Genomic DNA, 18,627 nt, shown 5'->3' with positions numbered 1-18,627 from the left:
CTGACGCGCCATTACACCATGATTGTACCGAAAGGGGCACCCGCTTGGAAACCTTGCTTCCGGAAACGCTGCTATTTTTAATCGCTGCCGGCTTCGTCGCCGCGTTCGTCGACTCCGTCGTCGGAGGCGGCGGCCTCATCTCGATGCCGGCGCTGCTGCTGGCGGGCCTCCCGCCCGGCGTCGTGCTCGGCACGAACAAGCTCGGCGGCACCGCCTCGTCCCTGACGAGCGCAGCGCAGTTTCTACGCTCCGGCCACATCGAGAAGAAGCTCGCCTTCGCGCTGTTCCCGCTGTCGTTCGCCGGCTCGGCGCTCGGCTCGTATACGGTGACGCTGCTGCCGTCCGCCTTCCTCAAGCCGCTCGTCATCGTCCTGCTCATCGCCGTGACGATCTATACGATCTTCAAGAAAAGCTGGGGCAAGGACGCCGTGTACCGCGGACTCACCGACGCGAAGCGCGTCCTCGTCGCGGTCGCCGCGTTCGTCATCGGCTACTACGACGGCTTCTTCGGCCCCGGCACCGGCTCCTTCCTGCTATTCGCCTTCTTGCTGCTCGGCTTCGACTTCGTGCGCGCCGCAGGCAACGCGCGGCTGCTCAACTTCGCCAGCAACGTCGCGAGCCTCGCGACGTTCCTGTACTTCGGACTCGTCAACTTCGCGTACGGCATCCCGATGGCGCTCGCGATGATCGTCGGCGCGTATGCCGGCTCGCGCTTCGCGATCAAGCGCGGCTCCGCGTTCGTGAAGCCGCTGTTCGTCGCGGTCACGTCGCTCCTCATCGGTAAGCAGCTGTGGGACTTATGGCTTCCGTAAATCCGGCAGCTTGAACGTCACGAGCCCGAGAAGCGGCAGCGCGCTCGCGGCGACGAAGACCGGCTTCAAGCCGAACGTATCGATGCAGGCGCCGAGCGCGACCGCGCCCAGCGCGCCCATGCCGAACGCCAGGCCGACGATGAGCCCCGAAGCCGTCCCGATATGGTTCGGCATCAGGAGCTGCGCGTACACGACGACGACGGAGAAGCCCGTCATCAGAATGAAGCCCATCGCGATAAAGACCGGAATGACCAACGGCTGCGGCAGGTACGGCAGCACCGCCGCGAACGGCACGGCGCCCGCCATCGAGCCGAAGATGACCCGCTTCGGGCCGATCCGGTCGGCGAGCGGTCCGCCGAAGAACGTGCCGGCGACGCCGACGAGGCCGAACAGGAACAACGGCAGCTGCGCCCATTCGATCGTAGACGCGTACTGCTCGGCGTAGAAGTACTGATAATAATTCAGGATCGCCGTATGATACGTCGAACGCGCGAACGTGAGCAGCACGAGCAGGCTCATGCCGAGCCAGACGACCTTCGCGGTATTCCCGCTTTCCCCTTCGCGCGACGCATCGGCCTTCAGGGTGCGGTCCACGGTCTTCGCCGGCTTCGGCCGACGCAGATGCAAATTCCCCTTATACCACCTCGACACGAACCACGAGATCGCGACGGCGACGGCCGCTACGCCCATGAACCAGAACGCCGCCAGCTGCCCGAACGGAAGAAACAAATACTTCGTCATCAGCGGCTGCGCGGAGCTGCCCCCGTTGCCACCGACCTGGTAGATCGATTGCGCGAGACCGCGGCGCTCGCCCGCCGCCAAGTAGACGACCTTCGACCCTTCCGGATGAAACACCGCCGAGCCGAGCCCGACGAGCATGACGGCGGCGAGCAGGGCGGCGTAGTTCGGCGCGAGCGCGATCCCTCCCATGCCGGCGAGGCTCATGACCATGCCGAGCGGCAGCATGAACGGCGACGGCTTGCGGTCGGAGTACATGCCGATGAGCGGCTGCAGCAGCGAAGACGTAATATTCAATGCGAAAATGACGAAGCCGATCTGCGTATACGACAAGTCGAGCGGCTTCTGCAGCGACGGCAAAATCGCGGGCACGACCGCCTGCATCGAGTCGTTCAACATATGGATCGCGCTGACGCCCAGCACGACCGGGAACACGGTGCGCGCGGCCCCGTTGGCGAACGTAACATCCGGCGCCGGCTTCGCGAGGGTCGGATCCGCCGTTCCGTTGGCGTTAGTCATGTGATGTGCCTTCCTCTCCCTATCGATCTATGACTGCGATATCTCTCCAGTCTAGGAATCGGTCGGCGGCGCGTCAAGCGTTTTTATGCTCGGCGCGGTACGCCGCCGGCGTCGTACCGACATGCCTGCGGAACAGCCTGCCGAAGTAAGCGCCGTTCGGCTGCCCGACGCGCTCCCCGATGCGCTGCACGGGCAAATCCGTCCGCAGCAGCAGCGCCTTCGCCTGCTCGATCTGCAGCCGGTGCAAATAGCGCAGCGGGCTCATCCCCGTATGCCGCTTCAAGCAGCGCGCCAAGTAATCGAAGTGGAAATGCAGCGCCCGCTCCATCGCCCCCGCGTCGAACGGCTCGGCCACCCGCTCCTGCAAGTAGCGGATGACGCTGTCCGCGATGCGCATCGTCCGCGCGCTCCCCTTCGCCGCCGGCTCCGGCTGCAGCCGGACGAGCAGCTCTCCGAGCTTCGCCTGCAGCCGGAGCGACGACTGCAGCGTAAGCGAGCGGTGCAGCCGCACCATCTCGTCCAGCAGCGGGACGATCGACTCCGTCGGCAGGTTCGCGCGCTTGGGCACATACATCGTCTGCGGAACCGGCGCGAGATGGGCGTCGGTGCCCCGCTCGACCGTTCGCTGCCACGGGATGCGTTCCCGCTCCACGTAGCGGATCGGCGGTACGTGGGCGAAGTGCACCCAATACACCTCCGTCTCCTCCTCGACCGCCCGATGGCCCCAATGCGTCTTGCCGGGCTCGAGCACGAGGACATCCCCCTCCGACATCGTATACTCGACGCCCTCCTCGCAAATATAGAACGTCCCGTTCCGGACGAAAATCAAGTCGTATACCGCGAAATTGCGGACGAAATGCGACATCCCCGGCGTCCATACCGCATGCCCGACCGTGATCAGCTGCGGCAGCGGCGGGAACGACAGCTCCAAGCAATCCATTCGGGCCACGCTCCGTTCACTAGTAGAAATCGTATGGAAAATGGTCGAAATCGTCCCTATCTCCGCACGACGATAATCGCTTACATTTAGGAGTGAGAATATAGTCATTTTCCCATAGGAGCTGAACATTTGCCATGAGATTTCGTCAGGTCCATCTCGATTTCCACACGTCGGAGGCCATTCGCGGCATCGGGTCTCGCTTTTCCAAACAACAATTCCAGTCGATGCTGCGCAAAGGTCACGTCGATTCCATCACCGTCTTCTCCAAGTGCCATCACGGGTGGGCGTATCATCCGTCGGTAGCGAACGAAATCCATCCCGAGCTCGATTTCGACCTGCTCGGCGCGATGATCGAGGCGGCGCACGAGATCGGCGTGAATACGCCCGTCTACCTGTCGGCGGGACTCGACGAGAAATTGGCGCGCCGCCGCCCCGAGTGGCTCGTCCGCAAGAAGGACGAGAGCCTCACGTGGGCGAAGGATTTCATGACCCCGGGCTATCACGTGTTCTGTATGAATACGCCGTATTTGGACGTGCTCGTCGCGCAGATCGAAGAAGTCGCCTCGCGATACGACGCGGACGGCATCTTCCTCGACATCGTCGGCGTGCACGAATGCTACTGCCAATCCTGCGTCGCCTCGATTCGCGCGGAAGGCGGCGATCCTCGCGACCTCGCGGCGATGAAGCGGCTCTGGGAGCGAACGTACGCGCGGTACGCCGAGGCGACGAACGCGGCCGTATGGAAGCATAAACCGGGCCTTCCCGTGTTTCACAACGGCGGGCACATCACAAGAGGTCGGCGCGATCTCGCGTTCAAGAACACGCATCTCGAATTGGAATCGCTGCCGACCGGAGGCTGGGGCTACGACCACTTCCCGTTGTCCGCGCGGTACGCGCAGACGCTCGGGCTCCCGTATCTCGGCATGACCGGCAAATTCCATACGTCGTGGGGCGAGTTCGGCGGTTACAAGCATCCGAACGCGCTGCGGTACGAAACCGCGCTCAGCCTCGCGAACGGCGCGCGCATCTCCATCGGCGACCAGCTCCACCCGGAGGGGCTTATGGACGAAGCGACGTACGCGCTGATCGGCGCGGCGTACGCGGAGGTCGAAGCGAAGGAGCCGTGGTGCGTCGATGTCGAGAGCGTCGCGGATATCGCCCTCCTGTCCCTCGAGGCCCAGCAATCGTACGCTTCCGGCGGAACGGGCACGCGAGACCTGCATGCGGTCGCCGACGCGGGCGCCGTTCGGATGCTGCTGGAGGGCAAGCTGCTGTTCGACGTCGTCGACCGCGAAGCGGATTTCGCGCGGTACAAGGTCGTCATCCTGCCGGACGCCGTACCGGTCGACGACGACCTGCTGCAGCGTCTTACGCCGTTCCTCGCCGCCGGCGGCAAAGTGCTCGCGACGGGGACGTCCGGTTTGACGCCGGCCGGCGACGCCTTCGCGCTGAAGCTCGGCGCCGCGTACGTCGAGCCGAATCCGTACGCGCCGAGCTACTTCCGCCCGAACTTCGAGGTGGCCGGCTTGCCTTCGGCGTCTTACGTCATGTATGCGCAGGGCCAGCGCGTCGAGCTGGCGGACGGCGGAATCGCGCACGGATCGCGGGAAAACTCGTACTTCAACCGCGACGTCTTCGCGTTCTGCTCGCACCAGCACACGCCGAGCACGCTCGAGGCCGACGGCCCCGGGATGACCGAAGGCGAGCATGGCATCTACCTTGCGTGGAACGTATTCGAGGACTACGCCAAGAAGGGCAGCCTCGTCTTGCGGGAGAGCGTGCTGTACGCGCTGGACCGGCTGCTGCCGAAGAAGACGCTGCGAACGAACTTGCCGGCGCAAGGCGTCGTCACGGTACAGCGGCAGACGACGGAGAACCGATGGGTGGCGCATCTGCTGTATGCCTCGCCGGTTCGCCGCGGTACGAGCGTCGAGGTGATCGAGGATCTCGTGCCGATGCGGGACGTGGCGGTCGAGATCGCGGCGCCGGCCGCGGCGAAGGACGTCTACCTCGCGCCGAGCGGGGAGAAACTGACGTTCGCGCAGGACGGCGGCGTCGTGCGAACGACGGTCCCTGAATTTACGTCGCACGCGATGGTCGTTTTGCAATTCTAGATTTGTATGAAGTCGTCCGTGCATGCGAAAATAGATCCCAAGGAGGGATCCGTCGCATGTGCGGACGTTTTACGTTGACGGCCGATTGGGGGCTCGTCAGGGAATGGTTTTTCATCGAGATGGCGGAACAGATGGAGCGCATCGCGCCTCGATATAACGTCGGACCCGGACAGGACGTGCTCGCGGTCATCGCCCACGAGGGGAAGCGCCGGGCCGGCTGGCTGCGTTGGGGGCTGAAGCCGTCGTGGACCGGTGCCGACGGGAAGGCGCCCGCGCCGCTGATGAACGCGCGCGCGGAATCGCTCGCCTCGCGGCCGACGTTCAAGACGCTGCTGGCGCGCCGGCGCTGCCTCGTGCCCGCGGACGGCTTCTACGAATGGAAGAAAGCCGCGGACGGGAAGAAGCAGCCGATGCGCGTCGTCTTGACGGATCGGCCGCTCTTCTCGTTCGCGGCCCTATATGATACGTATGTGGCGGAGGACGGCACGCGACATCATTCCTGCGTCATCGTGACGACCGAGCCGAATCGGACGATGTCCGCGATCCACGACCGGATGCCGGCGATCCTCCGCCGCGAGGACGAGACGCTCTGGCTCGATCGATCCGTCTCGGCGCCGGACCGGCTGCTGCCGCTGCTTCGGCCGTACGACGACGCGGCGATGCGCGCCTACCCGGTGTCGGCGGCCGTCGGCAACGTCCGCTGGGACGCGCCCGCCTGCATCGAGGAGGTCGCCCCCCCGGAGCCGCCGCCTACCTTGGGAACGCTGCTGTAATCGCGTGTACGATCGTGTCGGCCATCGTCATGACGCGATGCAGCGACGTGTTCTGCAGAATCGCGTACGACTTGATGCCGTTCCCGTTCACGATGCCGGCGATGCCGTAATCGCCCACGGGCGGCAGATTGCGCCCCATCGACGCGCCCGGCAGCATCGGCACGTGCGTCACTTGGAAGCGGCCGACCGATTCCGGACGGCCGAGCGCCGCGTCGATCGCGACGACCGCCTCGGTGCCCGCGGGAATCGCTGCGAGCTCCGTCATCCACGCGGGCAGCGTGTTCGCGTCGCACGGCGACGCCAGCGTGCCGATGACGCGCTCGTACCCGGCGTTCGACAGCGCCGTGCCGACGAGCGGCCCGAGCGCGTCGCCGGTCGAGCGGTCCGTTCCGATGCACAGGAACGTGATCGGCCTTCCATTGATCTTGCCGCGCAGGTCGAGCAGCTCGCGCTTCAATCCTTCGCCATCCACCGTCGTCCATCGCTCCATGCTCGTTCCTCCGTTCGCGGCTTCGTTTTCGAAGCATTTTCCTAGCAACCATGATACAATGAATCCAACCAAGACGAAAGGACGGGACCTCATGGACCTCACGAAGGCGACGCCGGAGAACGTCGATTACATGGTCGAGCAGATTAAGACGCGGCTCCGGATGGCGACGGGAGCGGCGATCAAGTCGACGCAGTTCAACGAAGAGATGTACGAGGATTTGAAAGACCTCTACGATATGGTCATGAGCAAGGAGCGGTTCAGCATCAGCGAAATCGAGGCGATCGTCTCCGAGCTCGGCAATTTGCGCAAGGGGTAACGCGCGCCTGCCCGCGAACGGGAAATCCTCCCTCTTATTCGGTTCGGGCGCGGGGAATTTTAAAGATGAAAGGGAAAACCTCCCTCTTACTGCCCGGTTTTTCACGTTTACGGCCCAGGGAGGTTTTCCCTTTCGTACTAAAACTAAAGAGCCGAAGTCGGATACTCGACTTCGGCTCTTTAGTTTTAGTTTTATGTTTTACACCAACGGCGGGGTCAGCGCCCAGGATCTTGGTTCGAGGAGCCGCAGCAGGAACTGAACGTCTTCCTTCCCGAACCCATCGGGACCCGCGAAATTCGGCAATCGGCGCCTGCCATTCATGTACTGGAATACATGAACGAGCGACAACGGCTCCGCGGTCGTTGGATTGACGAGCATGCGCGCATTCGCCTCCAGTTGCCATTCGGACCGATGGTCCGTCAGCGGCAGGAGCGCCTTGCCGCTGCCCGTTGCATAGTTCGACCGAACGAGGATTTGCGTAGCTCCGGAAGGAACGACGACGCCTTCGGTCGGCAGCGGGAATCGATACGCCCCCGTCTTCGCCGTCACCGTGCCGATCGGACTACCTACAGGTGTACCGTGGCTGTCGGCGAAGAGAATATCGTAACTCTCAAGACCCGCCTCGCTTTCGGCAGGGCTCCACATGACGGTGCCCGCGATCCGATCCGCCTGCGGATCGATATCGAAAAGTCCGACGTCAACCGCATGCGGCAGTGCCGGCATCGGCGGAATTTCCGCCAGATCGACGATCGCGGCCGATGCGCTCTCCTCATAGTCGGAGTTTACCGCGTAGATGCCGATTTTCGTCGCGCCCGTCGGGATGAGGATATTGTCCGGAACTGTGATGTAAGTAGCCGGACTGCTCTTATCCCAATACCTCAGGAAGATGTAGGAACGGACCTTCTCTTCGTTTTCGTTTAGGAAGTACAGTTGGTACCCGAAGACTGAATTAATGTCCCCGTTCTCTTGTTTCCAAGAAAGTTGAACGTCAAGCATAGAGCCGTTCCGATAACCGTTGAAAGCCGCATCGTTGGGCGCTTGCAGCGCAGCGTTGACAGTCGCTTCGACGCTCTCCCCGGTCGTATTGTCGACGATTTCGATATTCCTCCAGGCGGGAGCCTGCGCCTGACCTTCTCTCCCCACCGTAATCAAGAATTTACGATAGGTAGACGTAGAGAACGGCTCCGTCAGTTCGACTTCGTAGGAATTGGTAGATTCCGTAGGTTTTCGCACCAATGCCGTCCCGACGTTCCCATTTTCCAAGTGAGGCTGCACGACATACTCGTCGTAATATTCCTCCCCGGGCGCCTTGTTCCAATGCAGCGTAGCTTCGACGTTGCCCCGGGTTCCATCGGCGTCCGTCAACATTACACCGTCCGGGAGATAAGGCGCGTCAAACAACGGAATGGAATCGTCCCTCACCTCGCCCGATGCGAGCAGCGTCCGAACCACCAACGTGTGTCTTCCAGCTGAAATTTCCGTATTCAACGGGACGACGGTTTCGGAGGCGGAGGCTGCGGCGGTGGCGATCGCACCCCCGACCGGTTGGCCTTCCTCGTCTCCGAGGTAAACCTCGTACCCGCTGATCGCGCTCGCTTCCGCGGCGCTGGAGAAGCCCCAATAGACCCTTCCTCCGATTTCATGCAGCTCATAATCCTCATCGTCGAAGCGGAGATACCCGATTCCTGGTTGTTGCCCTTCCATAGCGACTGTCGCGAGACTGACGCTTGCGATATTATCGACGTTGACCTTCTCGACGCCGAAGTATTTCGCGCCCGCCGGGAACGTCGCCCCGGGCTCCAGCGTGAATGTATGCCGCGGACCGACGCGCTTTACTTGGCCGAGCCATTTCAGCTTCGTCAGATTCCCGTCAAGGACGTAAATGTTGTATTTGCTATTATTAACGTTCTCGTAAGAATCTTCGTTATAAAAATCGTACCCGGAGAAGTCGAACCATTCCAGCTCGCCGCCCGAAACGTTCGAGGTCGGATCGCCTGGACGATACTGAACGCGATTCACCGGGAGCACATCGGGAGATGTCATCAACGACGGAATCGTCGTTTCGGCGATCGCGTTGTCAGCGATATTCGTCTCTAAGCTCCGGTCGACCGGCTCGTAACCCTCATGGTCCCTCACGGTCAACTCCACATAAGATTCCAATTGGTCGAAGTCCGTCCAAGGAAGCGTTAACGCATACCAACCTTTTGCATCGGCTTCGCCAGGCAATTGTTCGCCATATTCCGCATCTGTCAAATACTGATATGTAGAGATGCCGCTTTCGTCCGGCGCCATGCGCCACACCAGCTTAGGCGAGATTTCCCCCGCATCCGGATCGGTATCGATGAAAGACAAGCTGGTGGGAAGCAGCCGGTCGTCCCATAAACGGATCACCCGCATCTTGCCAGCGGCGCCGTCGGCGCCCACGGCACGCACGCCGAGAAAAGTCGCGCCTGCAGGTATGTCGACGGGCGCAATTCCGTTCTCTCCGCCGATCATAATGGTATATTCCGTATGATAAGCCTTGTAATTGTTCGGCTCTACTGCAGCGATCGGAACAGGATCGCCTTCGACGTCGTCGATGATATTCCCCGACGCGTCGGTGAAGAACACCTCGTGACGATCGATTCCGCTCGTTTTCGAAAGGCCTTGGAAATACAACGGCCCTGCGATCGAATGCGGTCGTCCGTCGGTGTCGAAGAAGGAAACGTAATTTGGTGCGCTGGGAGTAGATGCGACCTCTCCCCAATAAGCGACACCTCCGTTGTCTTCCGGGAATACGGCCAATCGCGCCCCGGGAACGGGAAGCGCCGTGTTCATCGGGATATCCAATACATATTGATCGTTGGATCCGATATGCGCGTACGGTTCGATCTTTTCCCCGTCACCGTCCGCGCTGACGAAGTAGACGACGTATCCGTCGGCATTCCCTGACGGCCTCCATACGAGACGGCCGCCGACTTCGTCCGGATCCGAGTCCATATCCGTAAACATTACATCTTCGATATCTCCGACATCTTCCGTCTCGTAATAGATGTCATTCGTTTCATCGACGACGCTGTCGAAGATCGGGGCGTAGAACAACTCCGAATAGTTGCCTTCGGCATCCACCATGCGAACGGCGAATTGCTGAGAGTCGCGGAAATCGTTCTCTCCAGTTACTGTGTAATTATACGTTCCCTGCCCGATCGGATACGTCTTGAGCAGCGTCTTCTGCTCAGACCCGAAGGAATAACGTTCCTCCGTCGTCGGGCTCTCGCCTTCGCCCGGCGGCACGAGCCAGGGAAGGTAAGAAGTTCCTTGGATCAGATACAACTCGTATTCGACGAATCGATCCGTAGAAGCCGGATCCGTCCATTCGACATGGGGCTCGATGTAATATTCTCCGCCGTTCGTATCTTGGAACTTGAGCTGCAGAACGTCTACCGGGTCATCCGTGAATAATAACCAGTTTTCGGTCGTCAACCGCGCGCCCGCCCCCGCTAACGTCGTATACACGCGCAGTCCTTCCGCCTCGGTCGGAACCGCCTTCTCGTCTATGTAGAAATTGCCGCCGAAGCTCTCTCTTACGACGAGCGGCGACCCGATCGGACTGCCTAAAGAGTCGACGAAGAATACCTCGAACTTCATTCCCGGAGCGGAATACGACGCGTCGGTATATAAAATTCCTTGAATGTAATGTTCGCGAGGATCTAGGTCGACGAATTCCATCTCCTCGGGGTACCACTCGGGAACGAGTTTCACTTCGAGCGGAGCGGCTTCCGCCGTATCAGGCAGTTCGGATAAGAGCAATTCGACGTCTTTATAGCCCAAATCATACTCCGAATTCACGTACAGGGTATGGGCTTCATCCGAAATATTATGGAAGCTATAGATCCCAGTGCCCTCGTCCAACTCCGAATATCCCGCCGTAATCTCGGAATTTCGTTCGACCTCCAGCCATATATCCTCTCGTTCGATCGGTAGGCCTGTTACGCCGTCCACAAGGCGCACGTACAGCGATTTGCCCATCTCTTGGACGACCGTCACCTGCGGCGAATCGTTCTGCTCTCGCATACTGCCCCGATATCCGTAACCCCAAGTATAGAGCGCGCCGTCGGCGTTCGCCGCATAAGCGTTTTCGATCCCGGCCGCGACCGAAACGGTATGGGACAAAGGCAGCAAGGCGGGAACGGCGGTCCCGGCCGAAGAGACCGCATCCGTTAATTCCTTGTTTTCGTTATCCCCGATCCCCCATACTTGACCGTCCGCATCGAGGAACAATGCAAAGTCGTCGCCCGCGGAGACGCTTTTCACTTCGACATCGGCGACCGGGAAAGACAGCGGCGTCGGGCTGTCCGGAAGATATCCCATGTCTCCCCAGCCGTACACGGCGCCGGAGACGGTCACCACGTACGCTTGATTGGCGTTCCAGCCCGAGTATAACTTACCGGAGGAGAACGCCCCGTTCTCCGAGATCGGTATCGCGACCGGACTCGACAGCTCGTCGAAGTTCCGCCCCCAGCCGTACACCGTCCCGTCGCGAGTAATCGCGTAAGACGATTCATAGCCCGCCGCAATGTCGACTACGTCGGTCAACACGCCGGTCCCCGTAATCACCGCGACCGGAGTGTCCGTACTCGTGGACAGACCGTCTCCGAGCTGACCGTCGGCACCGGTGCCCCATGCGTAAACTCGACCGCCCTTCAAGGCCAGCGCATGATACCGTCCCGCGGCGATCTTTTCAACGCCGCTCATGACGAAGACGGGGGATTCGGAGTTGCTGTAGTAATTTCCGACGCCGAAGTACCCTTCCCCCCAGGCGTACAAATCGTTGGTTTCGGTTAATGCGAACACCATCGATTGCGTCGTCGCGATTTCCTTAATGGATGGTAATCCTCGCTTGCGCGTCGGCGAAGGATGCTCGTAATAACCGGTAACGTCGCTCGGATTTCCCCAGGTCCATACCGTGCCGTCCGATTTCCGAGCGGCCATGAAATCCTCGCCCGCCGCAGCCTGCGTCACCTTCGCGGAACCGGAATCCTCGGCAAGCGCCCGCGGTTGAGTCCACGGCAACGCCGTCCCGAAGGATATCGCGACGGCCAAACACAGACTCATCGACTTCTTGAATCCTCTCATATCCATCGTTCCTACTCTCTTATGACATTGGATAAATAATACTAGATTTTATCATGCGACCGTCATAAAAAATAGGAACTGCGTTACAATTTGACACGAAATTTCATGCGATTACTATTTATTTCGCGCTCGTGGATTACGCTTGACCGTAATACCCCCGGTACCACTCCACGAACCGGCCGAGCCCCTCCCGCAGCGGCGTGCTCGGGCGGAAGCCGACGTCGCGCTCGAGCTCCGAGATGTCCGCGTACGTCGCGTACACGTCCCCCGGCTGCATCGGCGCGTACTCGACGACCGCCTTGACGCCCAGCAAGTCCTCCAGCGTCGCCACGAATTCGCCGAGCGCGACGGGCTCGTTGTTGCCGATGTTGTACACCTTGTAAGGCGCATAGCTGCCGCTCGGGTTCGGATGCTCGCGGTCCCACGCCGGGTTCGGCGCCGGCACGCGGCGCATGACGCGCACGACGCCTTCGACGATATCGTCGACGTACGTGAAGTCGCGCCGCATGTCGCCGTGGTTGAACAGTCGGATCGTCTTGCCCGCGAGGATGTCGCGCGTGAACGAGAAATACGCCATGTCCGGTCGGCCCCAAGGGCCGTAAACGGTGAAGAACCGCAGCCCCGTCGTCGGCAATCCGAACAAGTGGCTGTACGTATGCGCCATCAGCTCGTTCGACTTCTTCGTCGCGGCGTACAAGCTCACCGGATGGTCGACCGGGTCCGTCGTGCGGAACGGCATCGTCACGTTCGCCCCGTACACCGAGCTCGACGAGGCGTAGACGAGATGCTTCACCCCGCGGTGCCGGCACGCCTCAAGCATATTGGCGAAGCCGACCAGATTGGAGGCCACGTATTTGTCCGGCCGCTCCAGACTGTATCGGACGCCCGCCTGCGCGCCGAGATGGACGACATAATCGAACGCGTTGACTTGGAAGAGCCGATCCACGACCCCCTTGTCCGCGAACGAACCCTCCACGAACGAGAACCGTTCCGAAGCGCCCAGCCGCTCCAGCCGCGAGCGCTTCAGCCCCACGTCGTAATAATCGTTCATGTCGTCGATGCCGACGACGCGGACCCCTTCCCGCAGAAGCCTCTCCGCCGTATGGTATCCGATAAACCCGGCCGCGCCGGTAATAAGCACCGTCTCCATCTGTTCCTCCTGACGGCGACCCGGTCCGCTAAGACGGGGCGCCTTTGTTTTTTCGATGAAATCATCATATCATGGGAAGCAATAAGCATAAACCGAGGTGTTTTACAGTGACGACGACGGAGAAGCTGCCGGAAGCGTTCGTATCGAAAATGGAAAATCTTCTCGGCCCCGAAGCCGCCGCGCTCTTCGCAAGCTACGAGGAGCCGAAGGCCGTCGGGCTGCGGGCGAATCCGCTGAAGACGGATCCCGAGACGCTCGCGCGGGCGCTGCCGTTCGAGACGACGCCCGTACCGTGGTGCGAGACGGGCCTGTCCTGCGACGCGGAGACGGCCGCGAATGTATCCCCCGGCAAGCACCCGTACCATGCGGCAGGGCTGTACTATATGCAAGAGCCGAGCGCGATGTATCCGGCGGCGCAGCTCGGCGCGGAGCCGGGCGAGCGCGTGCTCGACCTATGCGCCGCCCCCGGCGGCAAGACGACGCATCTCGGCGGCGCGATGGCGGGCCTCGGATTGCTCGTCGCGAACGAATACGAAGCGAAGCGGGCCAAGGCGTTATCGGAAAACGTCGAACGGCTCGGCCTAACGAACTGCCTCGTGCTGAACGAAACGCCGGAGCGGCTCGCGGCGCGGCTGCCGGGCTTCTTCGACCGGATCTTGGTCGACGCGCCATGCTCCGGCGAAGGGATGTTCCGCAAGGATCCGGAGGCGGCTTCGTATTGGAGCGAGTCGCATGTCGCCGCCTGCGCGCGAACGCAAGGAGCGGTGCTCGACGCCGCGTACGCGATGCTGAAGGAAGGCGGCACGCTCGTTTACTCGACCTGCACGTTCTCCCCCGAGGAGAACGAGCGGGCGATCGAGGCGCTGTTGTCGCGCTTCCCGGACCTCGAGCCGCTGCCGATGCCGCACGCGTTCGGCGTCGCCGCCGGCGTGCCCGCGTGGTCCGCGTCCGGCGACGAGCGGCTCGCGCGGACGGCGCGGCTGTGGCCGCATCGCGTGCGGGGCGAGGGGCACTTCGCCGCGAAGCTCGTCAAGCGCGGCGAAGCGCCGGCGCCGGCCGCGGCGAGACGCGGCCCCTCCCCCGGCAGCGGCCCATCGCGCCAGCAGCTGGCGCTGTTCCGCGCCTTCGAGGCGCAGGCGCTCGCCGGGACGATCGACGGCGACTTCCTGCTGTTGGGCGCCCAGCTGTACCGGCTGCCGGACGAATGTCCGGATCTCGCCGGCCTGCGCGTCGTCCGGTCGGGGTTCCATCTCGGCGAGCTGAAGAAGGACCGGTTCGAGCCGAACCATGCGTTGGCGCTCGCCCTGCCGGCGGAGCGGTTCCGTCACCGGTACGAGCTGCGAGACGCCGGCGAACGCGCCGTCGACGCGTACCTGCGCGGGGAGACGCTGCCGAGCGAAGGCGATCGGGGCTGGCTCGCCGTCACGTACGACGGCTATCCCCTCGGCTGGGGCAAGGAATCGAAGGGAACGATTAAGAATTTCTACCCGAAGGGGCTTCGCCGCATTAGAGCTTGATAAGGAGTAAGGAGGCGACACGGCGAATGGTGAAATTAAGCGTACTGGATCAATCGCACATCGGGGAAGGCCGAACCGCGAGGGACGCGCTCGACGAGACGACGCGGCTCGCGCAGGAGGCCGAACGGCTCGGATATACGCGGTTCTGGGTGTCGGAGCATCACGGCATGCCGATGCTCGCCCACTCGAGCCCGGAGGTGCTGCTCGCGCATCTCGGCGCGCATACGTCGAGCATCCGCCTCGGCTCGGGCGGCGTCATGCTGCCGCACTACAGCGCTTATAAGGTCGCGGAAAACTTCCGCCTGCTCGAAGCGCTCCACCCGGGGCGCATCGACGTCGGCCTCGGCCGCGCGCCCGGCGGCATGCCGATCGCGTCGCGGGCGCTGCAGCAGGACAAGCGCGTCGACATCGACCGTTATCCGGAGCAGGTCGCCGACTTAGTCGGCTATCTGCACGACGCGCTGCCGGCGGATCATCCGTTCGCGCGGCTCGCCGCGATGCCTGCGATCCCGACGGCCCCAAGCGTCTGGCTGCTCGGCTCGAGCGACGAGAGCGCCCGGATCGCCGCGCGGCAAGGGCTCGCGTTCGGTTTCGCGCAGTTTTTCGGCGTGACGGAGGGCGAACGCGCCATGCGGCTATACCGCGAATCGTTCCGGCCGTCGGCGTACTTGAAAGAGCCGATGTCGCTCGCCGCGGTGCTCGTCATCTGCGCCGAGACGGAGGAGGAGGCGAACCGTCTTGCGTTCAGCTCCGACCTCTTGTTCCTCAAGCTCGAGCTCGGACAGGAGCTTCGGGAGCTGCCGTCCGTCGCGACGGCGGAGGATTACCCGTACACGGAGTACGACCTGCAGCGCATCCGGTTCGGCCGTCAGCGCCGGTTCGTCGGCACCCCCGAGCGGGTGAAGGCGGAGCTGCTCGCCGCCGGCGAGCGATACGGGACCGACGAGTTCATGGTTGTCACGCCCGTATACGATCAGGCCGCCCGCATTCGCTCGTACGAGCTGCTGGCCGACGCGTTCGGCGTTCGGCCGTAATCGAGGAAGGCCCCTCGTCCGCGTTGTTCCGCCGCGAACGAGGGGCCTTCTCTCATGTTCCGAATACCCTCTTTACCGCTTCCAAATATCCCATCCCGTGCTTCGTGTCCGGTTCTAAATAACTTCCCTCCGTCCACTCGTTCCATGCGTTGATCGTAACGATCGGCAAGCCTTCGCCGCGTTCGGCCGCCGTCTCCGCAAGCCGCTTCGTCCGGCGCAGCGCCTCCTCGAATCGCTCCGGCGTATTGCCCGAGACGGTCGCCATGTATTGATAACCGATCGGCTCGTACGTATCCGATTGCACCGTTCTCGGACTCGTATCCCAACCCATCGTCACATTCGGGAAGTATGGCACCGGATAGTCGGCGGCGAGCGACTCCATCTTCGCGAGCGACCGCTCCGTCCACCATCCGTAATCGGTGACCGGAAATTCCGGCAGGCCGACATGGTGCAGCCATACGTACGAGGTGACGGAATCGATGCCGAGCTCGGTCAGCAGCTCGTTCGGACGCTCGATCTTCTCTTCGCCGGGCAAGATTTGCACGCCCCACACGACCGCGTTCAGATGCAACTCCCCGAGCCCCGCTTCCCGGACGCGCGAGCGGAACCCCCGGAAGATGCGCTTCGTCGCCTCGAGGCCGCCGAGCCCTCCGACCAGATTCATCAGCTCGTAGATCGAGAAGTACAAGCCCCCGTTCACGCGCCAATAAGACGGGTGCGAGAAGTAAGCGCGGATCATATGGTCCGTCGCCTCGACGAACGCCTTCTCGGACACGGCGCCCGGCGCCAGCGTCGGCGGCTGGAGCGCGCGGGTCAGCGGATGAATGTCGATCCAATCGTGATTGGCCCACATGAGCGCGAATTGCAACCGATCCGCATTCGGCGCTCGGAGAAAGCCTTCCTCGAGGCCGCGCTGCAAGTACGGGCCGTCTTCGTACCAATACCAATCGAAGAGGAACGCGTCGATGCCGTGGTCGGCCGCCGCGTCGATTTTCCGAGCCATGACGGCCGGATCGGCTTCGTCCTCGTATCCCCATAACGGGATCTTAGGCTGTTCATGCCCTTCGAACCGCGGCTCCGCGCGCTTCATTAATTCCCATTCCGTCCAGCCCTTCCCGTGCCATCGATCGTTCCTTGCGTCCTGATGATAGTTCGGGAAGTAGTAGGCGGCCGTTTGCACCTTTTTCGTCATGATCGCATTCGCTCCTCACTCTTTCACGCTGCCCAGCGTGATGCCTTGAATGAAATACTTCTGAAGAAACGGGTACACCATCAAGATCGGCAGCGACGCCAAGAAAATTTGAGCCGCCTTCGTCGTCTTGTCCGAAATTTGAGATAAAGCCTTCAGTTCCTCCGGCGTCGTCATGAGGCTCGGATCGCGGTTGATGACGACGGTTTGCAAATACGTCTGCAGCGGGTACCCGCTCGGACGGTTCATATAAATCAGGCCGTCGAACCACGCGTTCCAGTGGCCGACGCACGTGAACAGCAGCAACGTGGCCAGCGCCGGCTTAGCGAGCGGAACGACGATGGTCCACAGCACGCTCCAATGTCCCGCCCCATCCACGAAGGCCGCTTCGAACAGTTCTTTCGGCTGCGAGCGGATGAAGTTCAACAGCAGGATGACGTTGAACACCGGCACCGCCCCCGGCAGGATGAGCGACCACAACGTATCCAACAGCCCCACCTGTTTAACTACCATGAAGCTCGGGATGAGTCCGCCGGAGAACAAGATCGTCACCACGAAAAACCAAACATATACCGTTCGCCACCGGAATTGACGCGTCTCCTTCGACAGCGGATAGGCGACGATGACCGTCATGAACATGTTTATGACGGCGCCAAGCGCGACACGCTGCAGCGAAACGGAGAAGCTTTGCAAAAATTCCGGCTTGCCCAGGGCGAACTCATAGGAAGCTAGCGTGAAGCCGACCGGCCACAGCGTCACGTAGCCGGCCGTCGCCGCGGAGCTCGAGCTGAACGACAGCGCCAGTACATGGACGAGCGGCAGCAAGCAGAGAACGGCCGTTACGGTTAGGAAGGCGTTGTTGGATAACAAGAACGCCTTCCGGCCGAGCGATGGTCTATGGAGCAAGGGGCGTCACCTCCGTCAGAAAATCCGATAGTTCGCCAAGCGATAGGCCAAGAAATACGAGACGGAGATCAGAACGAGCGAGACGATCGACTTGAATAATCCGACCGCCGTGGCGAGGCTGTACTGCGCGTCGACGAGGCCGATCCGATAGACGAGCGTGTCGATAATATCCCCGGTGCTGTACACTTGAGGACTGTACAGGTTGAACACCTGGTCGAAGCCCGCGTTCAAGACGTTGCCGAGGCTCAGCGTCGACATGAGCACGATGATCGGCAGCATGCCCGGCAGCGTGACGTGCCAAGTTTGCTTCCACCGGTTCGCCCCGTCCATGAGGGCCGCCTCGTACAAGGTCGGGTTGATGGACGTGATCGCGGCCAGGAAGACGATCGTGGAGAAGCCGAATTCCTTCCACACGTCCGAGACGACGAGGACGAACGGGAACCATCGTTCATGGCCGAGGAAGAAGATCGGATCCGCGCCGAACAGCTTCAACGCCGCATTGACGATGCCCGTCGAGGGCGACAGGATGTCGATCAGCACCCCGCCCAGAATGACCCACGACAGAAAATGCGGCAAATAGACGACCGTCTGGATCGTCCGCTTGAACAGCGCTTTGCGCACTTCGTTCAACAGCAGCGCGAAGACGACCGGAACGAGCAGCCCGAGAACGATCTTCATGGAAGCGATGAATACCGTGTTCCATAACACCTGCGAGAAGTTGGGAAGCTGGAACAAAAATTCGAAATGCGCCCAGCCGACGAAGTCGGACCGGAAGAACCCTTTGGTCGGGACGAAGTTTTGGAACGCGATGACGATGCCGATCATCGGGTAATAACTGAAGAGAAGCATGACGAGGACGCCCGGCAGCAGCATCCAATGAAGCGGCGCTTCGCTCAGATGATTTTTCGGTTTATGCAAGCGGTCCACCTCCGTTCATCGATCCTCCGCTCCCGTCGCGAGAAGGGAACGGGGCTGCCCCGCGTCAAGCTCGGGCAGCCCCGACCGGAGGGGAAT

At 61.7% G+C, this 18,627-nt stretch carries 14 protein-coding genes; 6 read left to right on the top strand and 8 right to left on the bottom strand.

Annotation, left to right across the window (positions count from 1 at the left end):
• Positions 1–44 precede the first annotated feature (44 nt).
• Positions 45–812 carry a sulfite exporter TauE/SafE family protein gene (locus RIN49_RS14900; RefSeq protein ID WP_309120956.1) on the top strand — a complete coding sequence of 256 codons (768 nt, stop codon included), beginning with the start codon at positions 45–47 and terminating at the stop codon, positions 810–812.
• Here RIN49_RS14900 and RIN49_RS14895 read toward each other — a convergent pair.
• Together RIN49_RS14895 and RIN49_RS14890 are read right to left on the bottom strand one after the other, a co-directional pair.
• Positions 798–2,069 carry an MFS transporter gene (locus RIN49_RS14895; RefSeq protein WP_309120955.1) on the bottom strand — a complete coding sequence of 424 codons (1,272 nt, stop codon included), beginning with the start codon at positions 2,067–2,069 and terminating at the stop codon, positions 798–800. The genes RIN49_RS14900 and RIN49_RS14895 overlap by 15 nt on opposite strands.
• Positions 2,070–2,142: 73 nt before the next feature.
• Complete coding sequence (locus tag RIN49_RS14890) at positions 2,143–3,009, bottom strand: AraC family transcriptional regulator (protein WP_309120954.1); 867 nt, start codon at positions 3,007–3,009, stop codon at positions 2,143–2,145.
• 134 nt (positions 3,010–3,143) lie between these two features.
• Between RIN49_RS14890 and RIN49_RS14885 the strand changes: the two genes are divergently transcribed.
• Positions 3,144–5,123 carry a beta-galactosidase trimerization domain-containing protein gene (locus tag RIN49_RS14885; protein WP_309120953.1) on the top strand — a complete coding sequence of 660 codons (1,980 nt, stop codon included), beginning with the start codon at positions 3,144–3,146 and terminating at the stop codon, positions 5,121–5,123.
• 56 nt (positions 5,124–5,179) lie between these two features.
• Entirely contained in the window at positions 5,180–5,896 is a 717-nt protein-coding gene (locus tag RIN49_RS14880) for an SOS response-associated peptidase (protein WP_309120952.1), read from the top strand.
• Here RIN49_RS14880 and yyaC read toward each other — a convergent pair.
• Complete coding sequence (gene yyaC / locus RIN49_RS14875; RefSeq protein ID WP_309120951.1) at positions 5,874–6,386, bottom strand: spore protease YyaC; 513 nt, start codon at positions 6,384–6,386, stop codon at positions 5,874–5,876. The genes RIN49_RS14880 and yyaC overlap by 23 nt on opposite strands.
• Before the next feature lie 91 nt (positions 6,387–6,477).
• Here yyaC and RIN49_RS14870 point away from each other — a divergent pair, with 91 nt between their 5' ends.
• Positions 6,478–6,702, top strand: coding sequence for a DUF1128 domain-containing protein (locus RIN49_RS14870; RefSeq protein WP_138197368.1), 225 nt, complete (start codon positions 6,478–6,480; stop codon positions 6,700–6,702).
• 198 nt (positions 6,703–6,900) lie between these two features.
• Here RIN49_RS14870 and RIN49_RS14865 read toward each other — a convergent pair whose 3' ends face one another.
• Both RIN49_RS14865 and RIN49_RS14860 read right to left on the bottom strand, forming a co-directional pair.
• Complete coding sequence (locus RIN49_RS14865) at positions 6,901–11,823, bottom strand: RCC1 domain-containing protein (RefSeq protein ID WP_309120950.1); 4,923 nt, start codon at positions 11,821–11,823, stop codon at positions 6,901–6,903.
• Positions 11,824–11,953: 130 nt separating this feature from the next.
• A complete protein-coding gene (locus RIN49_RS14860) occupies positions 11,954–12,967 on the bottom strand; it encodes an NAD-dependent epimerase (RefSeq protein WP_309120949.1) in 1,014 nt (337 codons plus the stop codon).
• Positions 12,968–13,074: 107 nt separating this feature from the next.
• Between RIN49_RS14860 and RIN49_RS14855 the strand changes: the two genes are divergently transcribed.
• Positions 13,075–14,484 carry an RsmF rRNA methyltransferase first C-terminal domain-containing protein gene (locus tag RIN49_RS14855; RefSeq protein ID WP_309120948.1) on the top strand — a complete coding sequence of 470 codons (1,410 nt, stop codon included), beginning with the start codon at positions 13,075–13,077 and terminating at the stop codon, positions 14,482–14,484.
• 26 nt (positions 14,485–14,510) lie between these two features.
• Positions 14,511–15,518 (top strand): LLM class flavin-dependent oxidoreductase, encoded by a 1,008-nt coding sequence (locus RIN49_RS14850; protein ID WP_309120947.1) that lies wholly within the window; start codon positions 14,511–14,513, stop codon positions 15,516–15,518.
• 52 nt (positions 15,519–15,570) lie between these two features.
• Here the strand turns inward: RIN49_RS14850 and RIN49_RS14845 are convergent, their stop codons facing one another.
• Genes RIN49_RS14845 through RIN49_RS14835 form a run of 3 tightly spaced genes read right to left on the bottom strand, consistent with a single transcriptional unit; the run spans position 15,571 to position 18,486 of the window.
• Positions 15,571–16,710, bottom strand: coding sequence for a glycosyltransferase WbsX family protein (locus RIN49_RS14845; protein WP_309120946.1), 1,140 nt, complete (start codon positions 16,708–16,710; stop codon positions 15,571–15,573).
• Positions 16,711–16,725: 15 nt separating this feature from the next.
• Positions 16,726–17,613, bottom strand: a complete 888-nt coding sequence (locus tag RIN49_RS14840; protein ID WP_309120945.1) for a carbohydrate ABC transporter permease — start codon at positions 17,611–17,613, stop codon at positions 16,726–16,728.
• 15 nt (positions 17,614–17,628) lie between these two features.
• Entirely contained in the window at positions 17,629–18,486 is an 858-nt protein-coding gene (locus RIN49_RS14835; RefSeq protein ID WP_309120994.1) for an ABC transporter permease, read from the bottom strand.
• Between the last annotated feature and the right edge of the window lie 141 nt (positions 18,487–18,627).

It is taken from the genome of Paenibacillus sp. (assembly GCF_031177825.1).
Taxonomy (GTDB): domain Bacteria; phylum Bacillota; class Bacilli; order Paenibacillales; family YIM-B00363; genus Paenibacillus_AE.
Note: the sequence above shows the minus strand (reverse complement) of the source record. Positions and strands in the feature narration are given on the sequence as shown.

Coding starts and splice junctions, on each gene's coding strand:
- RIN49_RS14895 (WP_309120955.1), bottom strand. CDS start 2,069: ATGACTAACGCCAACGGAACGGCGGATCCGACCCTCGCGAAGCCGGCG.
- RIN49_RS14890 (WP_309120954.1), bottom strand. CDS start 3,009: ATGGATTGCTTGGAGCTGTCGTTCCCGCCGCTGCCGCAGCTGATCACG.
- RIN49_RS14885 (WP_309120953.1), top strand. CDS start 3,144: ATGAGATTTCGTCAGGTCCATCTCGATTTCCACACGTCGGAGGCCATT.
- RIN49_RS14880 (WP_309120952.1), top strand. CDS start 5,180: ATGTGCGGACGTTTTACGTTGACGGCCGATTGGGGGCTCGTCAGGGAA.
- yyaC (WP_309120951.1), bottom strand. CDS start 6,386: ATGGAGCGATGGACGACGGTGGATGGCGAAGGATTGAAGCGCGAGCTG.
- RIN49_RS14870 (WP_138197368.1), top strand. CDS start 6,478: ATGGACCTCACGAAGGCGACGCCGGAGAACGTCGATTACATGGTCGAG.
- RIN49_RS14865 (WP_309120950.1), bottom strand. CDS start 11,823: ATGGATATGAGAGGATTCAAGAAGTCGATGAGTCTGTGTTTGGCCGTC.
- RIN49_RS14860 (WP_309120949.1), bottom strand. CDS start 12,967: ATGGAGACGGTGCTTATTACCGGCGCGGCCGGGTTTATCGGATACCAT.
- RIN49_RS14850 (WP_309120947.1), top strand. CDS start 14,511: ATGGTGAAATTAAGCGTACTGGATCAATCGCACATCGGGGAAGGCCGA.
- RIN49_RS14845 (WP_309120946.1), bottom strand. CDS start 16,710: ATGACGAAAAAGGTGCAAACGGCCGCCTACTACTTCCCGAACTATCAT.
- RIN49_RS14835 (WP_309120994.1), bottom strand. CDS start 18,486: ATGCTGCTGCCGGGCGTCCTCGTCATGCTTCTCTTCAGTTATTACCCG.